Genomic DNA, 18,563 nt, shown 5'->3' with positions numbered 1-18,563 from the left:
GGGCGAGGATCGCAACGAGAGGACTGACCCCAGCCATGCCGACCTGGTTCGCATACACGTTGATCGTGTTGCTGACGATCACGAGCATCCTGCTCACCATGCTGATCCTGCTGCACCGAGGCAAGGGCGGCGGCCTGTCCAGCATGTTCGGCGGCGGGGTCAGCTCCAGCCTCGCCGGCTCGTCGGTGGCCGAGAAGAACCTCGACCGCTACACCGTGCTGGTGGGCATCGTCTGGTTCGCCTGCATCATCGGCCTCGGGCTCTGGCTCAAGCTGGCGGTACCCGCCTGACCGGATTCCCCGGTCGATACCGTACCTGCGCGCGGTCCGTTCCCACGGGCCGCGCGCAGGCGCGTTTCCACCCCGACACGGAAGGGCCCGACCGACCGGTCGGGCCCCGCTCACACCGTCAACGCACGCGGGCGGCGAGCTCCGCGGCGGCGGCCCGGTCCAGCAGCCAGCGGGTCCGCCCGACCCCGTGCGCCCCGGCCGCCGGCAGCGGCACCGGCCCGGCCCCCGCCAGGGCCGTCCGGACCGCCGTCGCCTTGTCCGCGCCGCTGGCCACCAACCAGACCTCCTCGGCGGTGCTGATCGTCGGCAGGGTCAGCGTGATCCGTACCGGCGGCGGCTTCGGGGCCTCCCGTACCGCGGCGACCGGCCGGGTGTCGTGCTGCACCGGCTGCCCGGGGAAGACCGAGGCCACGTGCCCGTCCTCCCCGACGCCGAGCAGCAGCACGTCGAACCGGGGCAGCGCGGCGTCCCCCGGCCCCGCGGCGGCGAGTTCCCCGGCGTACCGGGCGGCGGCGGCCTCCGGGTCGTCGCCGTCCGGGCCGTCCGAGGCGGGCATCGGGTGCACCCGGGCCGGGTCCAGGGGGAGCAGGTCCAGCAGGGCCGACCGGGCCTGCGTCTCGTTGCGGTCCGGGTCACCGGCGGGCAGGAACCGCTCGTCGCCCCACCACACGTCGACCCGGGACCAGTCGACCGCGTCCCGGGCCGGCAGCGCCGCCAGCGCGCGGTACACAGCCGCGGCGATCCGCCCACCGGTCAGCACCACCGACGCCTGTCCCCGGTCGGCCTGCGCGTCGAGCAGCCTCACCAGCAGCCGGGCCGCGACCGCCTGCGCCAGCAGGTCGGCGTCGGCGTGTACGGCGACACTCGCCTCTGTCATCTCGTGCCTTCTTCTCGTCGACCGCAGGCGTCCACCCGGCGGTACGTGCTCCGGACCGCCCGGCCCCTCCGGCGGTACCTGGTCATGAGGGCGGGCGGCCCCGTCCGTCCCCGACCAGCGGGGCACGGACGGGGCCGCCCGCTGCCGTTCAGCCCGGCGTGTTGGTGGCGGCGTGCGCGGTGACCCCCGCCTCGGCCCGCTTGGCGGTGGCCGGGTCCTTCCAGACGTGCACCCGCTGGGCGGGCCGCTCGTCGAGACCGGCCACCCCGGCCGCCGCGCCGAGCGCCTCGGCGTACACCTGGTCGGCGTCGAGCCGGCGCAGCTCCTCGGCCAGCTCGTCACCGAGCGGGCGACGCACCAGCGGCAGGGCCCGGTCGGCCTGACCGGTACGCCGGAAGGTGGCCATGCTGTCCTCCCGGGTGAGGGACAGCTCGTCGCCGTTGGCGCAGCGCAACCGCACCTCCCGCATCCGGGGCTGGCCGTCGACGTGCTCCCAGTGCGGGGTGATGCCCAGCCGGCTGCCCAGCCAGCCGCACATCAGCGCGGCCGTCGGGTCGGTACGCGGGGCCACCACGGTCGCCTCGGTGACCTTGGCGGCGGTGGTGTCGAACGCCCCCGCGACCAGGGTGCGCCACGGGGTGATCCGGGTCCAGGCCAGGTCGGTGTCGCCGGGAGCGTAGTCCCGGGCCCGCTGCCGCAGCGCCTCGATCGGGTCGGCGGCCTGCGCGGCGTCGGTGATCCGCCGGTCGGCGACCACGCCGAGGAAGTCCGTGGCGATCTCCGCCGGCGGCTCGTCGTGCCACCAGGTCACCACCGGCACGTCCGGCACCAGCAGCGGCATCACCACCGACTCGGCGTGCAGCGCCAGCCGCCCGTACATCCGGGTGACCACCGCCTCGCACGGGCCGAGCCGGCCGCCGACGACGATCTCCGCGTCGAGCCGGGTGCGGTCCCGTTCGATGTCGGAGCGGACCACGACCAGCAGCCGGCACGGGTGGGCGGCGGCGGCGATGGTGGCCGCCGCCTCCGCCTCCCGGACCCGCCGCTCGTCCACCACCACGATCAGGGTGAGCGCCATGCCGCTGGCCACCCCGCCCGCGCTACGCCGTTCGGCGGCCAGCGCCTTGACCACCTCGTTGCCGGTGGTGTCCCACAGCCCGATCACGCTCGCCTCCAGGCCCGGCCCTCGCGGGCCAGCATCTCGTCGGCCGCCCGGGGGCCCCACTCGCCGGAGCGGTACGGCTCCGGTTTCGTACCGGCCCAGGCGTGCTCCAGCGGGTCCACCACCTGCCAGCTCTGCTCCACCTCGGCGGCGTCCGGGAAGAGGGTCCGGTCCCCGATCAGCACGTCCAGCACCAGCCGCTCGTACGCCTCGGGGCTGGCCTCGGTGAACGCCTCGCCGTACTGGAAGTCCATGGCGATGTCCCGGACCTCCATGGTGGTGCCGGGCACCTTGGAACCGAACTTGAGCACCACGCCCTCGTCGGGCTGCACCCGTACCACGAGCTGGTTGTTGCCGAGCATCTCCATGTCGGCCTCGTTGAACGGCAGGTGCGGCGCCTTCTTGAACATGATGGCCACCTCGGTGACCCGGCGGGGCAGCCGCTTGCCGGCCCGGATGTAGAACGGCACCTCCGCCCAGCGGCGGTTCTGGATGCCCAGCCGGACCGCCACGTACGTCTCCGTGGTGGAGTCGGCCGGCACGCCCTCCTCGTCCAGGTAGCCGACCGCGCGCTGCCCACCGACCCAGCCGGGCAGGTACTGGCCGCGGACGGTGTCCCGGGCGATGTCCTTGGGGATGGTGATGGCCCGCAGCACCTTCAGCTTCTCGGCCCGGATCTCGTCGGCGTCGAAGCTGGTCGGTTCCTCCATCGCCACCAGGGCCAGCAGTTGCAGCAGGTGGTTCTGGAGCACGTCACGGGCCGCCCCGGCCGAGTCGTAGAAGCCGGCCCGGGAGCCGATGCCGACGTCCTCGGCCATGGTGATCTGCACCGAGTCGACGTAGTGCGAGTTCCACAGCGGCTCGAACAGGTTGTTGGCGAACCGCAGGGCGAGGATGTTCTGGACCGTCTCCTTGCCCAGGTAGTGGTCGATCCGGAACACGTCCTGGCTGGTGAAGACGTCGTCGACCAGGTCGTTGAGCGCCTTCGCCGAGGGCAGGTCGTGCCCGAACGGCTTCTCCACCACGACCCGCCGCCAGCCGCCGGAGCGGGCGTTGTCGGCCATGCCGGTGCGGGCGAGCTGCTTGAGTACGGTCGGGAACGCCGCCGGGGGGATGGAGAAGTAGAAGGCGGCGTTGCCGGCGATGCCGTGGGTCTGGCGCAGCTCGTCGAGGGTGGCGGCGAGGTGGTCGAACGCGGCGTCGTCGTCGAACGACCCACCGACGAACTTGATGTTGCCGGCCAGCCGCGCCCACACCTCCTCCCGCCAGGGGGTACGGGCGTGGGCCTTGGCCGACTCGTGGGCGAGGGACTCGAAGTCGCCGTCGCCCCAGTCCCGGCGGGCGAAACCGAGAACCACGAAGCCCGGGGGCAGCAGCCCCCGGTTGGCCAGGTCGTAGACGGCGGGTAACAGTTTCTTGCGGGCCAGGTCACCGGTGACGCCGAAGATCACCAGAGCGCACGGCTCCGGGATCCTCGGCAGCCGCCGGTCCTGCGGGTCGCGTAGCGGGTTCACGCCGCCTCCTCGCTCCGCCGGGTCCGGTTGGGTCATCGTCACGTCCGCAGCCGCCGCGCGGCATCCAGCAGCTGGGCCACGCCCGCCGCCCGGTCGGTCAGGTGCAGCCGCAGCAGCGGACGCTCCCGACCGGCCAGCGCCTGCCGGTCACCGGCGGCCTGGGCGGCCTGGAGCTGACCGAAACTGTACGGCTTGCCGGCCACCGGAAGGTCCTCGGCGACCGCGCCGGTGATCTGGAGGAAGCTTCCGACCTGCGGACCACCCTTGTGGTACTGGCCGGTGGAGTGCAGGAAACGCGGCCCCCAGCCGAAGGTGACCGGACGGCCGGACGCCTCCGCCAGCAGCGACCGCAGTTCGGCCGTGTCGGCGTCGGCGAACCGGTCTAGGAACGCCATCACCGCCAGGTACCCGTCGTCGCCGAGCCCGTCGAGCAGCCAGCGCAGCACGCCGACCAGCTCACCCGGGGCGCCCGCCGGGGCGTACACCTCGACCGCGCCCTCGGTGAAGGTCGGCGACTCGGCCAGCGGCCCGGCGGCCAGGATGCGGTTGGTGTTGTCCTTGCTCTCGGTGACGTTCGGCTGGTTGAACGGGTCGATGCCGAGCACCGCGCCGGCCACCGCCGTGGCGTACTCCCAGGCCAGGAACTGCGCGCCGAGCGGCCCGTTGACCGCCATGTCGGGCTGCGCGCCGCCGCCGGGCACCGCGCCCGCGGCGAGCGACCCGCCGTAGCTGACGGTGAGCACGTCCGGGCCGGTCGCGCCGGGGCTGGTCGGCGACTCCACCACCACCGGCAGGATGCCGACGCCGGCCTTGCCGGTCGACTCGGCGACGAGCTGCTCGGCCCAGTCACCGAACCCCTCGATGCCGGTGCCGTCGGAGACCAGGGCGACCTTGTCCCGGCCGGCGGTGGCGGCGGCCCCGAGGGCGGCGCCCAGCGCCAGGCCCGGGTTGCCGGTGTCCCCGGCGAGGCTGGCCGCGAGCGCGTCGGCCTGGTCGATCAGCTCGGCCACCTCGACGCCGGCCAGCGCCGACGGGACCAGCCCGAACGCGGTCAGCGCGGCGAACCGGCCACCCACCTCCGGGTCGGCCAGCACCACGAACGCGCCCATCTCGGTTGCGGTCTTCTCCAGCGGCGAGCCCGGGTCGGTGACGACGACGAAGTGCCGGCCGGCCTCCGCCTCGGTCATCCCGGCGTCCAGGAACGCCTGCCAGTACGCCCGCCGGTGGCTGTCGGTCTCGACGGTCGAACCGGACTTGCTGGCCACCACGACCACGGTGCGCTCCAGCCGGTCGGCCAGCGCCGCCCGGACCTGGCCCGGGTCGGTGGTGTCCAGCACGGTCAGCGGTTTGCCGAGGGTACGGGTGATCACCTCGGGGGCGAGCGAGGAGCCGCCCATGCCGGCCAGCACCACGTGGTCCAGGTCGGCCAGCTCGGCCTTCAGCTCGGCCAACTGGGGGAGCAGTTCGCGACTGCGCCGGTAGGTGTCCACCCAGCCCAGCCGGATCGTCGCCTCCTGCTCGGCCTCCGGACCCCACAGTGTCGGGTCCTTCTGCGCGAGCCGGGCCGGGACGCCCGAGCGGACCAGGGCGTCCCGGGTGGAGGCGGCACCAGCGGAGTCCACCGCGTCCGCGCCGTACACGGACAGCCCGGCCGCCGACTCCACCGGCCCGTCAAGCAGGTCGCTCACGCCGTCGTCCCCTCGTTGTTCTCGATCCGCCCGCTCACGCGTTGCCTCCTGCCTGCTGTGCCGCCTCGGCGTGACCGCTGGCGGCCCGGTTCGGCGCGCCGGCACCCTCGGCGGCGGCCGTCAGCGACGACCGGACCCCGTCGAGGAGTTCCTGCCAGCTCGCCTCGAACTTCTCCACGCCCTCCCGCTCCAGGGTGGCGATCACGTCGGCCATGTCGACGCCCACCGACTCCAGGCCGGTGAAGACCTGCCGGGCGTCGTCGTACGCCCCGGTGACCGTGTCGCTGCGGGTCTCGCCGTGGTCGGCGTACGCGTGCACCACCGACTCGGGCATGGTGTTGACCGTGCCGGGGGCGATCAGCTCCTCGACGTAGATCACGTCCCGGTAGTCCGGGTTCTTGGTCGAGGTGGACGCCCACAGCGGGCGCTGCGGGTGCGCCCCGGCGGCGGCCAGCGCCTGCCACCGGTCGGAGGAGAAGACCTCTTCGTACCGCGCGTACGCCAGCCGGGCGTTGGCGACGGCGGCCTTGCCGCGCAGCGCCTTCGCCTCGGTGGAGCCGAGCTTCTCCAGCCGCTTGTCGACCTCGCTGTCGACCCGGGAGACGAAGAACGACGCCACCGAGCCGATGGTGGACAGGTCGTGGCCGTTGGCCTTGGCCTGCTCCAGGCCGGCGAGGAACGCCTCCATCACCTGCGAGTAGCGGTCCAGCCCGAAGATCAGGGTCACGTTGACGCTGATCCCCTCGGCCAGGGTGGCGGTGATCGCCGGCAGACCCGCCTCGGTGGCCGGGATCTTGATGAACAGGTTCGGCCGGTCGACCAGCCACCACAGCGCCTTCGCCTCGGCCACCGTCTTGTCGGTGTCGTGGGCCAGCCGCGGGTCCACCTCGATGGAGACCCGGCCGTCCACCCCGGCGCTGGCGTCGTACGCCGGGCGCATCACGTCGCAGGCCCACCGCACGTCGTACGTGGTGAGCATGCGGACCGCCTCCTCGACCTCCAGGCCGCGGGTGGCGAGGTCACGGAGCTGCCAGTTGTACTCCGTGGCGTCGCTGAGCGCCTTGGCGAAGATGCTCGGGTTGGTGGTCACCCCGACCACGTGCTGTTCCCGGCGGAGCTGGTCCAGCCCGCCCGAACTCAGTCGTACCCGGGAGAGGTCGTCCAACCAGACCGCCACTCCGGCGGCGGTCAACTCACGCAGTCTGTCCGTCATACCGTTCACGCTCCCCTCAGTTGCCGGTGGTGAAACCGGTGATGTCGCCGATCCGGGTGAGCGCCGCGTGCGCGGCGGCCACGATCCGGTCCGGGGTGAAGCCGAACTGCTCGAAGAGCACCGAGTGCGGCGCGCTCGCCCCGTAGTGCTCCAGGCTGACGGTCTCGCCGCTGTCGCCGACGACGCCGCGCCAGGACATGCCGATGCCGGCCTCCACGCTCACCCGGGCCTTGACCGCGCGCGGCAGCACCGACTCCCGGTACGCCTCGTCCTGCTCGTAGAACCACTCCTGGCAGGGCATCGACACCACCCGGGTGGGGGTGCCGTCGGCCTCCAGCCGCTCCCGGGCGGTCAGGCAGAGCTGCACCTCCGAGCCGGTGCCGACGATGATCACCTGCGGCTTGCCGTTGCTCGCCTCGGCCAGCACGTAGCCGCCCTTCGCGGTGCCCTCCGCGCCGGCCAGCACCGACCGGTCCAGGGTCGGCAGCGGCTGCCGGCTCAGCGCCAGCGCGGTGGGCCGGTCGGTGTGCTCCAGCGCCATCCGCCAGGCCCAGGCGGTCTCGTTGGCGTCCGCCGGGCGGACCACGTCCAGGCCGGGGATGGCGCGCAGCGCGGTCAGGTGCTCCACCGGCTGGTGGGTCGGGCCGTCCTCGCCGAGACCGATCGAGTCGTGCGTCCAGACGTACGTCACCGGCAGCTTCATCAGCGCGGCGAGCCGCACCGACGGGCGCATGTAGTCGCTGAACACCAGGAACGTGCCGCCGTACGGGCGGGTGCCGCCGTGCAGGGCGATGCCGTTGAGGATCGCGCCCATGGCGTGCTCACGGATGCCGAAGTGCAGGGTGCGGCCGTACTCGTGGCCGGGGAACTCCTTGGTGGCGTGGCTGCTGGGAACGAAGGACGGCTCGCCCTTCATGGTGGTGTTGTTGCTCTCCGCCAGGTCGGCCGAGCCGCCCCACAGCTCCGGCAGCACCGGGGCCAGGGCCTCCAGGACCTTGCCGGAGGCGGCCCGGGTGGCGACGCCCTTGGCGTCCGCCGGGAAGGTGGGCAGCGCGTCGGTCCAGCCGTCCGGCAGGGTACGGGTGGCGAGCCGGTCGTACAGCGCCTTGCGCTCCGGGTTGGCCTTCGCCCAGCCGTCGAACGCCTGCTGCCACTCCTGCTGGGCGGCCTCGCCCCGGGTCAGCGCGCCCCGGGCGTGGGCGAGCACCTCCTCGTCGACGTCGAAGGTGCGGGCCGGGTCGAAGCCGAGGAGCTTCTTGGTGGCGGCCACCTCGTCGGCGCCCAGCGCCGAACCGTGGATCTTGCCGGTGTTCTGCTTGTTCGGGGCGGGCCAGCCGATGATGGTGCGCAGCGCGACGAACGAGGGCCGCCCGGTCTCCGCCTTCGCGGCCTCCAGCGCCGCGTACAGCGCCGCCACGTCCTCGTGGTACTCGCCCTGGTCGGCGTCGCCGCGCCGCCAGTCGACGGTCTGCACGTGCCAGCCGTACGCCTCGTAGCGGGCCGCCACGTCCTCGCTCTTGGCGATGCGGGTGTCGTCCTCGATGGAGATCTCGTTGTCGTCGTAGATCAGGGTGAGGTTGCCGAGCTGCTGGTGGCCGGCGAGGGCGCTGGCCTCGTGGCTGATGCCCTCCTCGATGTCGCCGTCGGAGGCGATGCACCAGATCTGGTGGTCGAAGACGGACGCGCCCGGCGCGGCGTCCGGGTCGAACAGGCCGCGCTCGCGGCGGGCCGCCATCGCCATGCCGACCGCGTTGCCCAGGCCCTGGCCGAGCGGGCCGGTGGTGGTCTCCACCCCCGGGGTGTGCCCGTGCTCCGGGTGACCCGGGGTGAGCGAACCCCACTGCCGCAGCGACTTGAGGTCGTCCAGGCCGAGTGGGTACCCGGACAGGAAGAGCTGGATGTAGAGGGTGAGGCTGGAGTGGCCGGCGGAGAGCACGAAGCGGTCCCGGCCGGGCCAGTTCGGGTCGGCCGGGTTGTGCCGCATCACCCGGTTGAAGAGGAGGTACGCCGCGGGCGCGAGGCTCATCGCCGTACCGGGGTGGCCGTTGCCGGATTTCTCCACGGCGTCCATGGCCAGCACGCGGACGGTGTCGACGGCCCGGCGGTCGAGGTCGGACCAGTTGAGTGGGGTGTGCTCGGGTTGGTTGGCAGCCACGATGGTTGTGCTCCTCGGCAGATGGGCGGAACCCTCAGAGATGACCCTATCGAGCGGGCGTAAACCCCCGCTGACGGATCTCTGCATGCGGTTTGGCACCGGTCGTCCGGCTGACCTGGCTGCTCCGGGCGGCTACCGGGACGACCCGGTCGGGTGTGATGGCCGGCACGGGGGATGGGGCGAGCGGGCTGCGCGGATCACGCCGCGTAGGCTGTCGGTCGGTGTGTGGATCCGCGAACCGGCCGCCGCCGAGCCGATCTCCTGCCGATGCCGGAAGGTGGCCGTCCGTGAGCATGATCACCGAACGCCCCGTCAACAGCCCCGTCGGGCCCGTCCCGGCGGAGGCGACGCCGGAGGAGACCGGCGCGCGGCGGGACGTGCGGGCGGTGGTCTCGGCGTACGTCGCCCTCACCAAGCCGCGCATCGTCGAGTTGCTCCTGGTCACCACGGTGCCGGCGATGATGCTCGCGGCGGGCGGGCTGCCGTCGCTGTGGCTGGTCGTGGTGGTGGTGGTCGGCGGCTCGCTCGCCGCCGGCGCGGCCAGCGTGATCAACTGCTACATCGACCGGGACATCGACCAGGTGATGCGGCGGACCAAGCGTCGCCCGCTGCCCACCCACACGGTGACCCCGCGCAACGCGCTGGTCTTCGGCCTGGTGCTGGCGGCGGTCTCGGTGGCGCTGATGGCGGCGTTCACCAACTGGCTGGCCGCCGGGCTGACCCTGGCCGCGATCGTCTACTACGACCTGATCTACACGTTGTGGCTGAAGCGGACCACCCCGCAGAACACCTTCTGGGGTGGGGCCTGCGGCGCGGCCCCGGTGCTGATCGGCTGGGCGGCGGTGACCGGTTCGCTGGCCCCGGCGGCGTGGGCGCTGTTCGCGGTGGTGTTCTTCTGGCAGATGCCGCACTTCTACGCGCTGGCCATCAAGTACAAGGCCGACTACGCCCGGGCCGGCATCCCGATGCTGCCGGTGGTCGCCTCCACCCGGCGGGTCAACGCCGAGATCATCGTCTTCACCTGGCTGACCGTGGCGGCGTCGCTGGTGGTCTGGCCGCTGGGGATGAGCCCGGTGTACGGCGTCACCGCCGTGGTGGTCGGCGCGGTCTTCCTCGTCGAGGCGCACAAGCTGACCCGGCGGGCGGCCCGGGGCGAGGCGGTCAAGCCGATGCGCCTGTTCCACTGGTCGATCACCTACCTGACCATTCTGGCGGCGGCGGTCGCCCTCGACGCGCTTCTCTGATCGTGCGTTTGTCCGAATTTTCTTCGGTGACCCGGCTGTCACCACAGTGTCACAATCGCTGTCCGCTTCGCACCGGCAAGTCGGACATAGTGGGGCGAATTACCTGTGGTCTTCCTTAAACACGCAGGTAATTGGCATCACAAATAGTTCATGGTTCTCGCCCATCCGGGCCGAAGAATGCTTACGCTTCGCGTCATGGCAGATGGTTCCGATACGACGCTGACGGCTGATCAGGCCGCCTCGGGCCAGACCCCGAACGGTCTGGTGTCCGGCATCAAGTCGTTCGCCGACGGGCACGGCGGCGCGAAGGCGGTCATCGAGTACGTCGGCAAGCGGGGCGCGCGGATCGTGCTCGTGGGGTCCGACGGGGCATGGGGCGACCAGTTCGCCGACGACACCGACGTGGCACGGCAGGCGTGCGCCCTGGCGGGCGTCGCCATCGAGAACGCCTGGGAGCGTGAGCTGATGGACCAGATGCGGCCGAGCAACGACCTGTGGCGGTCGATGGCCCGACGCACGATGGCCCGGTAGTCGACCGAACCCGTATCCGATCGGCCGCAGCGACCCGAGGGGAGACCCCGGCGCTGCGGCCGTCCTACTTCCTGCCGGCCGTCGCGGGCGGCTCCGCACGGCCCGGGGCCGTGGCCATGTCCGCACGGCCCGGGGCCGTGGGCAGGTCCGGTCTGGTCGAGGCCGTGGGCAGGTCCGGTCTGGCCGGGGTCTGCGGCGGTACGCCCGTCCGGGCCCGGTGCCGCCGGACGGCGTCGCGGTTGGCGCAGGAGGGCCGGCAGTACCGTTGCCGGCCGGTGCGGCTGACGTCCGCGTACGCCCGGCGGCATTCCGGCAGCGCGCAGCGGCCGAGCCGGTTCATCCCCCGCCCGACCAGGTGCAGCGCGGTGCCGACGCTGAGGAGCGCCCGCAGCGACGCGGCGAGCGGGACGTCCGGGTCCCGGTAGTGCAGGTGCCAGCCGGTGCCCGCGTGGTTGGTCAGGCGGGGATGCGCCGAGGCGTCCCGTAGCAGCCGGTTCAGCAGGTGGGCCCGTTCCTCCTCGGTCGCCGCGTCCACCACGGCGAGCCAGTCGTCGAGGAAGGTCAGGGTCCCGGTCAGGTCCTGCGCCGACACCGGCACCTCCACCGAGATTCCGGCCTCGACGCAGCGTTCGTGCAGCTCGGCAGGGGTGCTGGGCGGGGCGGCGGCGAGGTCGGCGGCGAATGTCACCGGATCCCGCCCGTAAGGGTTGATGTGCATAAGCTCATTACAGCATGCTGCCCGCATGCCACGTTCCGATCAGTTCCGTGACCAGCCGCACGCCTGGCGGACCGTCTCACGCCACCTCACCAGCGAGGGCCAGGTGCGCTACCAGCGCTGCCGGTGCGGCCGGTGGCGGGTGGTGCTCGACGGGCCGAGTACGGCGGCCGAGGTGGGCCGGCCCTCCGAGGTGGGCCGGACCTAGGGCCTGTGTCGCGAAGTCCTCGGTCGAGCCGAGGACTTCGACACGGGCGCTAGTCCTGGGCGGCCCCGACCGGTACGGCCGGCCGCGCCGGCCCGGCCGCCGGGTCCGGTTCACCCGTGGTGGCGACGGCCGGGCGGCGTTCCCCGGTCGACCACTGCACCGACAGGGTGGCCAGCAGCACCAGGCACGAGCCGAGCATGTGCGCGCCGACCAGCAGCGCGGGCAGGTTCGTGAAGTACTGCACGAAGCCGATCAGCCCCTGGCCCAGTTCCACCGCCACCAGCACCAGGGCCGCACGGGCGGCGGTGGCCGCACCGACCGCCCGGAACGCGAAGACCAGCGCCACCGACAGGCCCAGCAGCAGGAAGACGCTGTCCGCGTGCACCTGGGAGATCGTCTCCGGGTCCAGGCCGTTGCGGGCCGCACCGTGGTCACCGGCGTGCGGGCCGCTGCCGGTCACCCAGGTGCCGATGACCAGCACCACCACGCTGACCAGGGTGGTCAGCCGGGCAAGGGTACGCAGCGGGGCCGGCACCACGGCCACCGCCGGCCCGTCCGGTTCCTTCGCGCGCCGCCAGAGGGCGTACGCGGCGGCGATCACCGCCATCGAGGCGAGGAAGTGCAGCCCGACCACCCACGGGTTGAGGTTGGTCAACACGGTGATCCCGCCCACCACCGCCTGGGCCGGGATGCCGAGGAACACCGCGATCGCCAGCGGCAGCAGCCCGTGCCGACGTGGCCGGTGCAGCAGCACCGCCAGCAGCACCGCCAACGCGATCAGGCCGACCGCGAAGGTCAACAGCCGGTTGCCGAACTCGATCACCCCGTGCACGCCCATCTCGGCGGTGGTGGTGTACGACTCGTCGGTGCACCGGGGCCAGGTGGGGCAGCCGAGGCCGGAGGCGGTCAACCGGACGGCCCCGCCGGTGACCACGATTCCGACGTTGGCGATGATCGAGGCGAGCGCGAGGCGGCGCAGCAGGGTGGCGGAGACCGGGAACCGGGCGGATCGCATCACACCGCGAATCCTACGCACTGTAGTGATCGAGCTTCGGCCGCCTCGGGCCGTGCGGTGGTTCGGATCACCGGTACCCCGGGTTTGCAGGGCCCCCGCCAATTACGTAACGTTGGCGTTGTGAAAAACGCGGCGGCGCTCTCCGGGCAGCAGCCGGCGACCGGTCCGGTCGCCGGGTCGCCCCTGCCCGCCGCGACCGACGTCTCCACCCGGGAGCGGGTCACCCAGCTCCTGCTGGAACAGGGCGCGACCACCGCCGCGCAGCTCGGGGCGGCCCTCGGGCTCAGCCCGGCGGCGATCCGCCGGCACCTCGACGCGATGCTCGCCGACGGTGACGTGCTGGCCCGCGAGCAGACCGTCCGGGGGCACCGGGGCCGCGGCCGGCCGGCCAAGGTCTTCGTGCTCACCGACGCCGCCCGGGTCCGCTGTGGCACCCACCACTACGACAACATGGCCACCGCCGCGCTGCGCTGGATCGCCCGCAACGGCGGCTCGGAAGCGGTCGAGGCGTTCGCCGCCGATCAGGTCGCCGCGCTGGAGGCCCGCTGCCGGGCCGCCCTGGAGGACGCCGGGGACGACCCGCTCGCCCGGGCGGAGGCACTCGCCGGGGCGCTCACCGCCGAGGGCTACGCTGCGAACGCGTCCACGATCGCCTCCGGCGGCCAGCTGTGTCAGCACCACTGCCCGGTGGCGCACGTGGCCGCCGAGTTCCCCCAGCTGTGCGAGGCCGAGACCGCGGTGATCTCCCGCCTGATCGGCACCCACGTGCAGCGCCTGGCCACCATCGCGCACGGCGACGGGGTGTGCACCACGCACATCCCGGCCCAGTCGGGGCGTGCCCCATCCGGAAAGACCGTCACCACTGTGAGGACAGATAGATGACCGAGCAGATCGTCCAGCCCCTGACCCAGGAAGAGCAGCTCGCCGCCCTCGGTCGCTACGAGTACGGCTGGGCCGACCCGGACGTCGCCGGGGCGGTCGCCCAGCGTGGCCTCAACGAGGCGGTGGTGCGGGACATCTCGGCGAAGAAGAACGAGCCGGCCTGGATGCTCGACCTGCGCCTGAAGGGCCTGCGCCTGTTCGGGCGCAAGCCGATGCCGGCCTGGGGCGCGGACCTCACCGGGATCGACTTCGACAACATCAAGTACTTCGTGCGGTCCACCGAGAAGCAGGCCACCAGCTGGGAGGACCTGCCCGAGGACATCAAGAACACCTACGACAGGCTGGGCATCCCGGAGGCCGAGAAGCAGCGGCTGATCGCCGGGGTCGCCGCCCAGTACGAGTCCGAGGTCGTCTACCACAAGATCCGTGAGGACCTGGAGGAGCAGGGTGTGCTCTTCCTCGACACCGACACCGCGCTGCGCGAGCACGAGGACATCTTCAAGGAGTACTTCGGCACGGTCATCCCGGTCGGCGACAACAAGTTCGCCGCGCTGAACACGTCCGTGTGGTCCGGCGGCTCGTTCATCTACGTGCCGAAGGGCGTGCACGTGGAGATCCCGCTCCAGGCGTACTTCCGGATCAACACCGAGAACATGGGCCAGTTCGAGCGGACGCTGATCATCGTCGACGAGGGCGCGTACGTGCACTACGTCGAGGGCTGCACCGCGCCGATCTACTCGTCCGACTCGCTGCACAGCGCGGTCGTGGAGATCATCGTCAAGAAGAACGCCCGCTGCCGGTACACCACCATCCAGAACTGGTCGAACAACGTCTACAACCTGGTCACCAAGCGGGCCGTGTGCCACGAGGGCGCGACCATGGAGTGGATCGACGGCAACATCGGTTCCAAGGTCACCATGAAGTACCCGGCGGTCTACATGACCGGCGAGCACGCCAAGGGCGAGGTGCTCTCGGTGGCGATGGCCGGCGAGGGCCAGCACCAGGACGCCGGCGCCAAGATGGTGCACGCCGCCCCGCACACCTCCAGCACCATCGTGTCGAAGTCCATCGCCCGGGGCGGCGGCCGGACCTCGTACCGGGGCCTGGTGCAGGTGCTCGAGGGCGCGCAGCACAGCGCCAGCACGGTCAAGTGCGACGCGCTGCTGGTCGACACCATCTCCCGGTCGGACACCTACCCGTACGTCGACATCCGTGAGGACGACGTGTCGATGGGGCACGAGGCGACCGTCTCCAAGGTCAGCGACGACCAGCTCTTCTACCTGATGAGTCGGGGTCTGAGCGAGGACGAGGCGATGGCGATGATCGTGCGCGGCTTCATCGAGCCGATCGCCAAGGAACTGCCGATGGAGTACGCCCTGGAGCTCAACCGTCTGATCGAACTCCAGATGGAGGGCGCGGTCGGCTGACGCCGCCCGCCCGCCTCGAGCCACCGCCGTCTTCGAGAAACCGACCAAGGAAGAGATGACTACCCAGGCTTCCGCGCCGCCGAGCACCAAGTCGCAGGCGCTCCGTTCGTACGATGTCGCCGACTTCCCGGCCCTGACCGGCCTGGAGGAGGAGTGGCGCTTCACCCCGCTCAAGCGGCTGCGGGGTCTGCTGGACGGCACCGTCACCGACGAGTCCGCGCAGTGGCCCGCCCACCAGGTCGGGCCGCTGCCGGACGGGGTGACCGTGGACGCGCTCGACCGGGACGACCCCCGCCGGGGCAGCGTGCTGACCCCGTTCGACCGGGTCAGCGCCCGCGCCTACGGCGAGGCGACGGTGGGCCGGCTGGTCCGGGTCGCCCCGCAGGCGGTGGTCACCGAGCCGGTGACCCTCACCGTGCAGGGCGGCCCCCGCGACGTGCTCTCCTTCGCGCACACCTTCGTCGAGGTCGGCGCGCTGTCGGAGTCGGTGCTGGTGGTCGACCAGGTGGGCAGCGGCACCCTGGCCGAGAACGTCGAGGTGTCCGTCGGTGACGGCGCGAAGCTGACCCTGGTCACCGTGGCCGACTGGGCCGACGACGCGGTCCAGGCCCAGCACCTCAAGATCAGGCTCGGGCGGGACGCCCGGATCGTGCACGTCCAGGTCACCCTCGGCGGCGACCTGGTCCGCCAGTTCACCAGCGTCGAGTACGCCGGCCGGGGCGGCGAGGCCGAGCTGTACGGCGTCTACTTCGCCGACTCCGGGCAGCACCTGGAGCACCGCCAGCTGGTCGACCACACCATCCCGGACTGCCGCAGCCACGTCGGCTACCGGGGCGCGTTGCAGGGCGCCAGCGCCCGTACCGTGTGGGTGGGTGACGTGCTGATCCGGGCCGAGGCGACCGGCACCGACACGTACGAGATCAACCGGAACCTGCTGCTGACCGACGGCGCGCGGGCCGACTCGGTGCCGAACCTGGAGATCGAGACCGGCGAGATCGCCGGTGCCGGCCACGCCAGCGCGACCGGCCGGTTCGACGACGAGCAGCTGTTCTACCTGATGGCCCGGGGCATCCCGGAGCCCGAGGCCCGCCGGCTGGTGGTCCGGGGCTTCTTCGCCGAGATCCTGCAGAAGATCCCGGTCGAGTCGCTGCGGGACCGGCTCGGTGACGCCATCGAGGCCCGGCTGAGCAAGGCGGGCGCGTGATGATCCGGATCTGCTCCACCGAGGACCTGCCCAAGGGCTCCGTGGTCAGCGCGGACGTCAACGGCACCCAGATCGCGCTGGTGCACACCGAGGACGGCACCTTCCACGCCGTCCACGACGAGTGCTCGCACGCCTCGATCGCCCTCTCCGAGGGTGAGCTGGACGGCTGCACGCTGGAGTGCTGGCTGCACGGTTCCCGGTTCGACCTGCGTACCGGTGAGCCGACCGGGCTGCCCGCCACCGAACCCGTACCCGTCTACCCCGTCGAAGTCCGCGACGGCGACATCTACCTTCCCGTGGGCGACGACGGCCGCCCGATGCCGAGCAATGGAGTGACCCGATAATGAGCACCCTGGAGATCCGCGACCTGCAGGTGTCGGTCAAGCTGCCCGAGGGTGAGCTCAAGCCGATCCTGCACGGAGTCGACCTGACGGTGCGCTCCGGCGAGACGCACGCCATCATGGGCCCGAACGGCTCCGGTAAGTCCACCCTGGCGTACTCGGTCGCCGGCCACCCCCGGTACGAGATCACCGGCGGCACGGTGACCCTGGACGGCGAGGACGTGCTGGCCATGTCCGTGGACGAGCGGGCCCGCGCCGGCCTCTTCCTGGCCATGCAGTACCCGGTCGAGGTGCCCGGCGTGTCGGTGGCGAACTTCCTGCGTACCGCCAAGACCGCCATCGACGGCGAGGCGCCGAAGCTGCGCACCTGGGCCGGCGAGCTGCGCGGCGCCATGCAGAAGCTCCAGATGGACCCGGCGTTCGCGCAGCGCAACGTCAACGAGGGCTTCTCCGGCGGCGAGAAGAAGCGGCACGAGATCGTGCAGCTGGAGCTGCTCAAGCCGAAGATCGCGATCCTCGACGAGACCGACTCCGGTCTCGACGTGGACGCGCTGCGCGTGGTCAGCGAGGGCGTGAACCGGGTCCGCGACACCGGCGACACCGGCCTGCTGCTGATCACCCACTACACGCGCATCCTGCGCTACATCAAGCCGGACTTCGTGCACGTCTTCGTGGCCGGGCGCATCGTCGAGCAGGGCGGCCCCGAGCTGGCCGACAAGCTCGAGGACGAGGGCTACGAGCGGTACGTCGCCGGGGCCGGCGCGGCCCGGGCCTGACCGCGATGACCTCCCTGACGATCCCGGCGGGCATGCCGCAGTACGACGACGTGCCCCGGTTCGACGTGGCGGCGGTACGCGCGGACTTCCCGATCCTCGACCGGGAGGTCAACGGGCACCCGCTCGTCTACCTGGACAGCGCCAACACCTCGCACAAGCCGCGTCAGGTGCTGGACGTGCTGCGCGGGCACTACGAGCGGCACAACGCCAACGTGTCCCGGTCGGTGCACACGCTGGGCACCGAGGCCACCGAGGCGTACGAGGGCGCGCGGGCGAAGATCGCCGCGTTCGTCAACGCGCCCAGCGTGGACGAGGTCGTCTTCACCAAGAACTCCACCGAGGCGATCAACCTGGTGGCGTACGCGTTCTCCAACGCCTCGCTGCGCGCCGACGCCGACCCCCGGTTCCGGCTCGGCCCCGGCGACGAGATCGTCATCTCCGAGATGGAGCACCACTCGAACATCGTCCCGTGGCAGTTGCTCTGCGAGCGGACCGGCGCGACCCTGCGCTGGTTCCCGGTCACCGAGCACGGCCGGCTCGACGAGTCGGGGCTGGACGACCTGGTCACCGAGCGGACGAAGCTGGTCTCGCTGGTGCACATGTCGAACATCCTCGGCACGGTCAACGCCACCTCCCGGATCACCCAGCGGGTCCGCGAGGTGGGGGCGCTGCTGCTGCTGGACTGCTCGCAGTCGGTGCCGCACCTGCCGATGGACGTGGTCGACTACGACGTCGACTTCATCGTCTTCACCGGCCACAAGATGTGCGGCCCGACCGGTGTCGGGGTGCTGTGGGGCCGGTCGGAGCTGCTGGCTGCGATGCCGCCGGTGCTCGGCGGCGGCTCGATGATCGAGACGGTGAGCATGGCCCGGTCCACGTTCGCCGCGCCGCCGGCCCGGTTCGAGGCGGGCACCCCGCCGATCGCCGAGGCGGTGGCGCTCGGCGCGGCCGTGGACTATCTGACCGGCATCGGCATGCGGGCGATCCAGTGGCACGAGAAGGAACTCACCGCGTACGCGCTGGACGCCCTCGCCACCGTGCCCGGCCTGCGAATCTTCGGCCCGGCGACGCCGGTGGGCCGGGGCGGCACCATTTCGTTCGCCCTGGGTGATGTGCACCCGCACGACGTCGGGCAGGTGCTCGATTCGCTCGGGGTGCAGGTGCGGGTGGGCCACCACTGCGCCAAGCCGGTGTGCACCCGGTTCGGCGTGCCGGCGATGACCCGGGCCTCGTTCTACCTCTACACCACCACCGAGGAGATCGACGCCCTGGTGGCGGGCCTGGAGCAGGTGCGGAAGGTGTTCGAGTGAGCGGCGACGCA

The 18,563-nt window shown here is 72.0% G+C and carries 18 protein-coding genes; 10 read left to right on the top strand and 8 right to left on the bottom strand.

Going from position 1 to position 18,563, the window contains the following annotated elements; all coding sequences use genetic code 11:
• Positions 1-35 precede the first annotated feature (35 nt).
• Complete coding sequence (secG, locus tag PVK37_RS27745) at positions 36-290, top strand: preprotein translocase subunit SecG (protein ID WP_275030775.1); 255 nt, start codon at positions 36-38, stop codon at positions 288-290.
• A gap of 118 nt (positions 291-408) precedes the next feature.
• Here the strand turns inward: secG and pgl are convergent, their stop codons facing one another.
• From pgl to tkt, 6 genes are all read right to left on the bottom strand, one after another.
• Entirely contained in the window at positions 409-1,167 is a 759-nt protein-coding gene (gene pgl, locus PVK37_RS27740; protein ID WP_275030774.1) for a 6-phosphogluconolactonase, read from the bottom strand.
• A 148-nt stretch (positions 1,168-1,315) separates the two neighbouring features.
• Positions 1,316-2,332 (bottom strand): glucose-6-phosphate dehydrogenase assembly protein OpcA, encoded by a 1,017-nt coding sequence (locus PVK37_RS27735; RefSeq protein WP_275030773.1) that lies wholly within the window; start codon positions 2,330-2,332, stop codon positions 1,316-1,318.
• Entirely contained in the window at positions 2,329-3,879 is a 1,551-nt protein-coding gene (gene zwf, locus PVK37_RS27730) for a glucose-6-phosphate dehydrogenase (protein ID WP_275030772.1), read from the bottom strand. Before zwf ends, PVK37_RS27735 begins: the two co-directional genes overlap by 4 nt.
• A 2-nt stretch (positions 3,880-3,881) precedes the next feature.
• Positions 3,882-5,531 carry a glucose-6-phosphate isomerase gene (locus tag PVK37_RS27725; RefSeq protein WP_275030771.1) on the bottom strand — a complete coding sequence of 550 codons (1,650 nt, stop codon included), beginning with the start codon at positions 5,529-5,531 and terminating at the stop codon, positions 3,882-3,884.
• Between the two features lie 34 nt (positions 5,532-5,565).
• A complete protein-coding gene (tal, locus tag PVK37_RS27720) occupies positions 5,566-6,744 on the bottom strand; it encodes a transaldolase (protein WP_275030770.1) in 1,179 nt (392 codons plus the stop codon).
• A 16-nt stretch (positions 6,745-6,760) separates the two neighbouring features.
• Positions 6,761-8,899: a transketolase gene (gene tkt, locus PVK37_RS27715; protein ID WP_275030769.1), complete on the bottom strand. Its 2,139-nt coding sequence runs from the start codon at positions 8,897-8,899 to the stop codon at positions 6,761-6,763.
• 287 nt (positions 8,900-9,186) lie between these two features.
• Between tkt and PVK37_RS27710 the strand changes: the two genes are divergently transcribed.
• Positions 9,187-10,143 carry a heme o synthase gene (locus PVK37_RS27710; RefSeq protein WP_275030768.1) on the top strand — a complete coding sequence of 319 codons (957 nt, stop codon included), beginning with the start codon at positions 9,187-9,189 and terminating at the stop codon, positions 10,141-10,143.
• 195 nt (positions 10,144-10,338) lie between these two features.
• Complete coding sequence (locus PVK37_RS27705) at positions 10,339-10,674, top strand: hypothetical protein (RefSeq protein ID WP_275030767.1); 336 nt, start codon at positions 10,339-10,341, stop codon at positions 10,672-10,674.
• A 64-nt stretch (positions 10,675-10,738) separates the two neighbouring features.
• Here PVK37_RS27705 and PVK37_RS27700 read toward each other — a convergent pair whose 3' ends face one another.
• The gene (locus tag PVK37_RS27700; RefSeq protein ID WP_275030766.1) at positions 10,739-11,392 is read right to left on the bottom strand and encodes a CGNR zinc finger domain-containing protein; all 654 of its coding nucleotides are present in this window, start codon (positions 11,390-11,392) and stop codon (positions 10,739-10,741) included.
• A gap of 25 nt (positions 11,393-11,417) precedes the next feature.
• On the opposite strand from PVK37_RS27700, the gene PVK37_RS27695 reads away from it, so the two are divergent.
• Positions 11,418-11,597: a hypothetical protein gene (locus PVK37_RS27695; RefSeq protein ID WP_275030765.1), complete on the top strand. Its 180-nt coding sequence runs from the start codon at positions 11,418-11,420 to the stop codon at positions 11,595-11,597.
• 49 nt (positions 11,598-11,646) lie between these two features.
• On the opposite strand, the gene PVK37_RS27690 is transcribed toward PVK37_RS27695, so the two are convergent.
• Positions 11,647-12,633 (bottom strand): COX15/CtaA family protein, encoded by a 987-nt coding sequence (locus PVK37_RS27690; protein WP_275030764.1) that lies wholly within the window; start codon positions 12,631-12,633, stop codon positions 11,647-11,649.
• Positions 12,634-12,732: 99 nt separating this feature from the next.
• Here PVK37_RS27690 and PVK37_RS27685 point away from each other — a divergent pair, with 99 nt between their 5' ends.
• Genes PVK37_RS27685 through PVK37_RS27660 form a run of 6 tightly spaced genes read left to right on the top strand, consistent with a single transcriptional unit; the run spans position 12,733 to position 18,552 of the window.
• A complete protein-coding gene (locus PVK37_RS27685; protein WP_275030763.1) occupies positions 12,733-13,494 on the top strand; it encodes a helix-turn-helix transcriptional regulator in 762 nt (253 codons plus the stop codon).
• Positions 13,491-14,921 carry a Fe-S cluster assembly protein SufB gene (gene sufB / locus PVK37_RS27680; RefSeq protein WP_275030762.1) on the top strand — a complete coding sequence of 477 codons (1,431 nt, stop codon included), beginning with the start codon at positions 13,491-13,493 and terminating at the stop codon, positions 14,919-14,921. The genes PVK37_RS27685 and sufB overlap by 4 nt, the downstream gene beginning before the upstream one ends.
• A 55-nt stretch (positions 14,922-14,976) precedes the next feature.
• Complete coding sequence (gene sufD / locus PVK37_RS27675; RefSeq protein WP_275030761.1) at positions 14,977-16,125, top strand: Fe-S cluster assembly protein SufD; 1,149 nt, start codon at positions 14,977-14,979, stop codon at positions 16,123-16,125.
• The gene (locus PVK37_RS27670) at positions 16,125-16,469 is read left to right on the top strand and encodes a non-heme iron oxygenase ferredoxin subunit (RefSeq protein ID WP_275035246.1); all 345 of its coding nucleotides are present in this window, start codon (positions 16,125-16,127) and stop codon (positions 16,467-16,469) included. Before sufD ends, PVK37_RS27670 begins: the two co-directional genes overlap by 1 nt.
• Positions 16,469-17,242: a Fe-S cluster assembly ATPase SufC gene (gene sufC / locus PVK37_RS27665; protein WP_275030760.1), complete on the top strand. Its 774-nt coding sequence runs from the start codon at positions 16,469-16,471 to the stop codon at positions 17,240-17,242. Before PVK37_RS27670 ends, sufC begins: the two co-directional genes overlap by 1 nt.
• 5 nt (positions 17,243-17,247) lie before the next feature.
• The gene (locus PVK37_RS27660; RefSeq protein WP_275030759.1) at positions 17,248-18,552 is read left to right on the top strand and encodes a cysteine desulfurase; all 1,305 of its coding nucleotides are present in this window, start codon (positions 17,248-17,250) and stop codon (positions 18,550-18,552) included.
• Positions 18,553-18,563: the final 11 nt, after the last annotated feature.

The organism is Micromonospora cathayae (assembly GCF_028993575.1).
GTDB classification, from domain to species: Bacteria; Actinomycetota; Actinomycetes; order Mycobacteriales; family Micromonosporaceae; genus Micromonospora; species Micromonospora cathayae.
Note: the sequence above shows the minus strand (reverse complement) of the source record. Positions and strands in the feature narration are given on the sequence as shown.

Bases quoted from the DNA above. Each gene is read 5' to 3' on its own strand.
- secG (WP_275030775.1), top strand. From the start codon at position 36: ATGCCGACCTGGTTCGCATACACGTTGATCGTGTTGCTGACGATCACG.
- pgl (WP_275030774.1), bottom strand. From the start codon at position 1,167: ATGACAGAGGCGAGTGTCGCCGTACACGCCGACGCCGACCTGCTGGCG.
- zwf (WP_275030772.1), bottom strand. From the start codon at position 3,879: ATGACCCAACCGGACCCGGCGGAGCGAGGAGGCGGCGTGAACCCGCTA.
- tal (WP_275030770.1), bottom strand. From the start codon at position 6,744: ATGACGGACAGACTGCGTGAGTTGACCGCCGCCGGAGTGGCGGTCTGG.
- PVK37_RS27705 (WP_275030767.1), top strand. From the start codon at position 10,339: ATGGCAGATGGTTCCGATACGACGCTGACGGCTGATCAGGCCGCCTCG.
- PVK37_RS27700 (WP_275030766.1), bottom strand. From the start codon at position 11,392: ATGCACATCAACCCTTACGGGCGGGATCCGGTGACATTCGCCGCCGAC.
- PVK37_RS27695 (WP_275030765.1), top strand. From the start codon at position 11,418: ATGCCACGTTCCGATCAGTTCCGTGACCAGCCGCACGCCTGGCGGACC.
- sufB (WP_275030762.1), top strand. From the start codon at position 13,491: ATGACCGAGCAGATCGTCCAGCCCCTGACCCAGGAAGAGCAGCTCGCC.
- sufD (WP_275030761.1), top strand. From the start codon at position 14,977: ATGACTACCCAGGCTTCCGCGCCGCCGAGCACCAAGTCGCAGGCGCTC.
- PVK37_RS27670 (WP_275035246.1), top strand. From the start codon at position 16,125: ATGATCCGGATCTGCTCCACCGAGGACCTGCCCAAGGGCTCCGTGGTC.
- sufC (WP_275030760.1), top strand. From the start codon at position 16,469: ATGAGCACCCTGGAGATCCGCGACCTGCAGGTGTCGGTCAAGCTGCCC.
- PVK37_RS27660 (WP_275030759.1), top strand. From the start codon at position 17,248: ATGACCTCCCTGACGATCCCGGCGGGCATGCCGCAGTACGACGACGTG.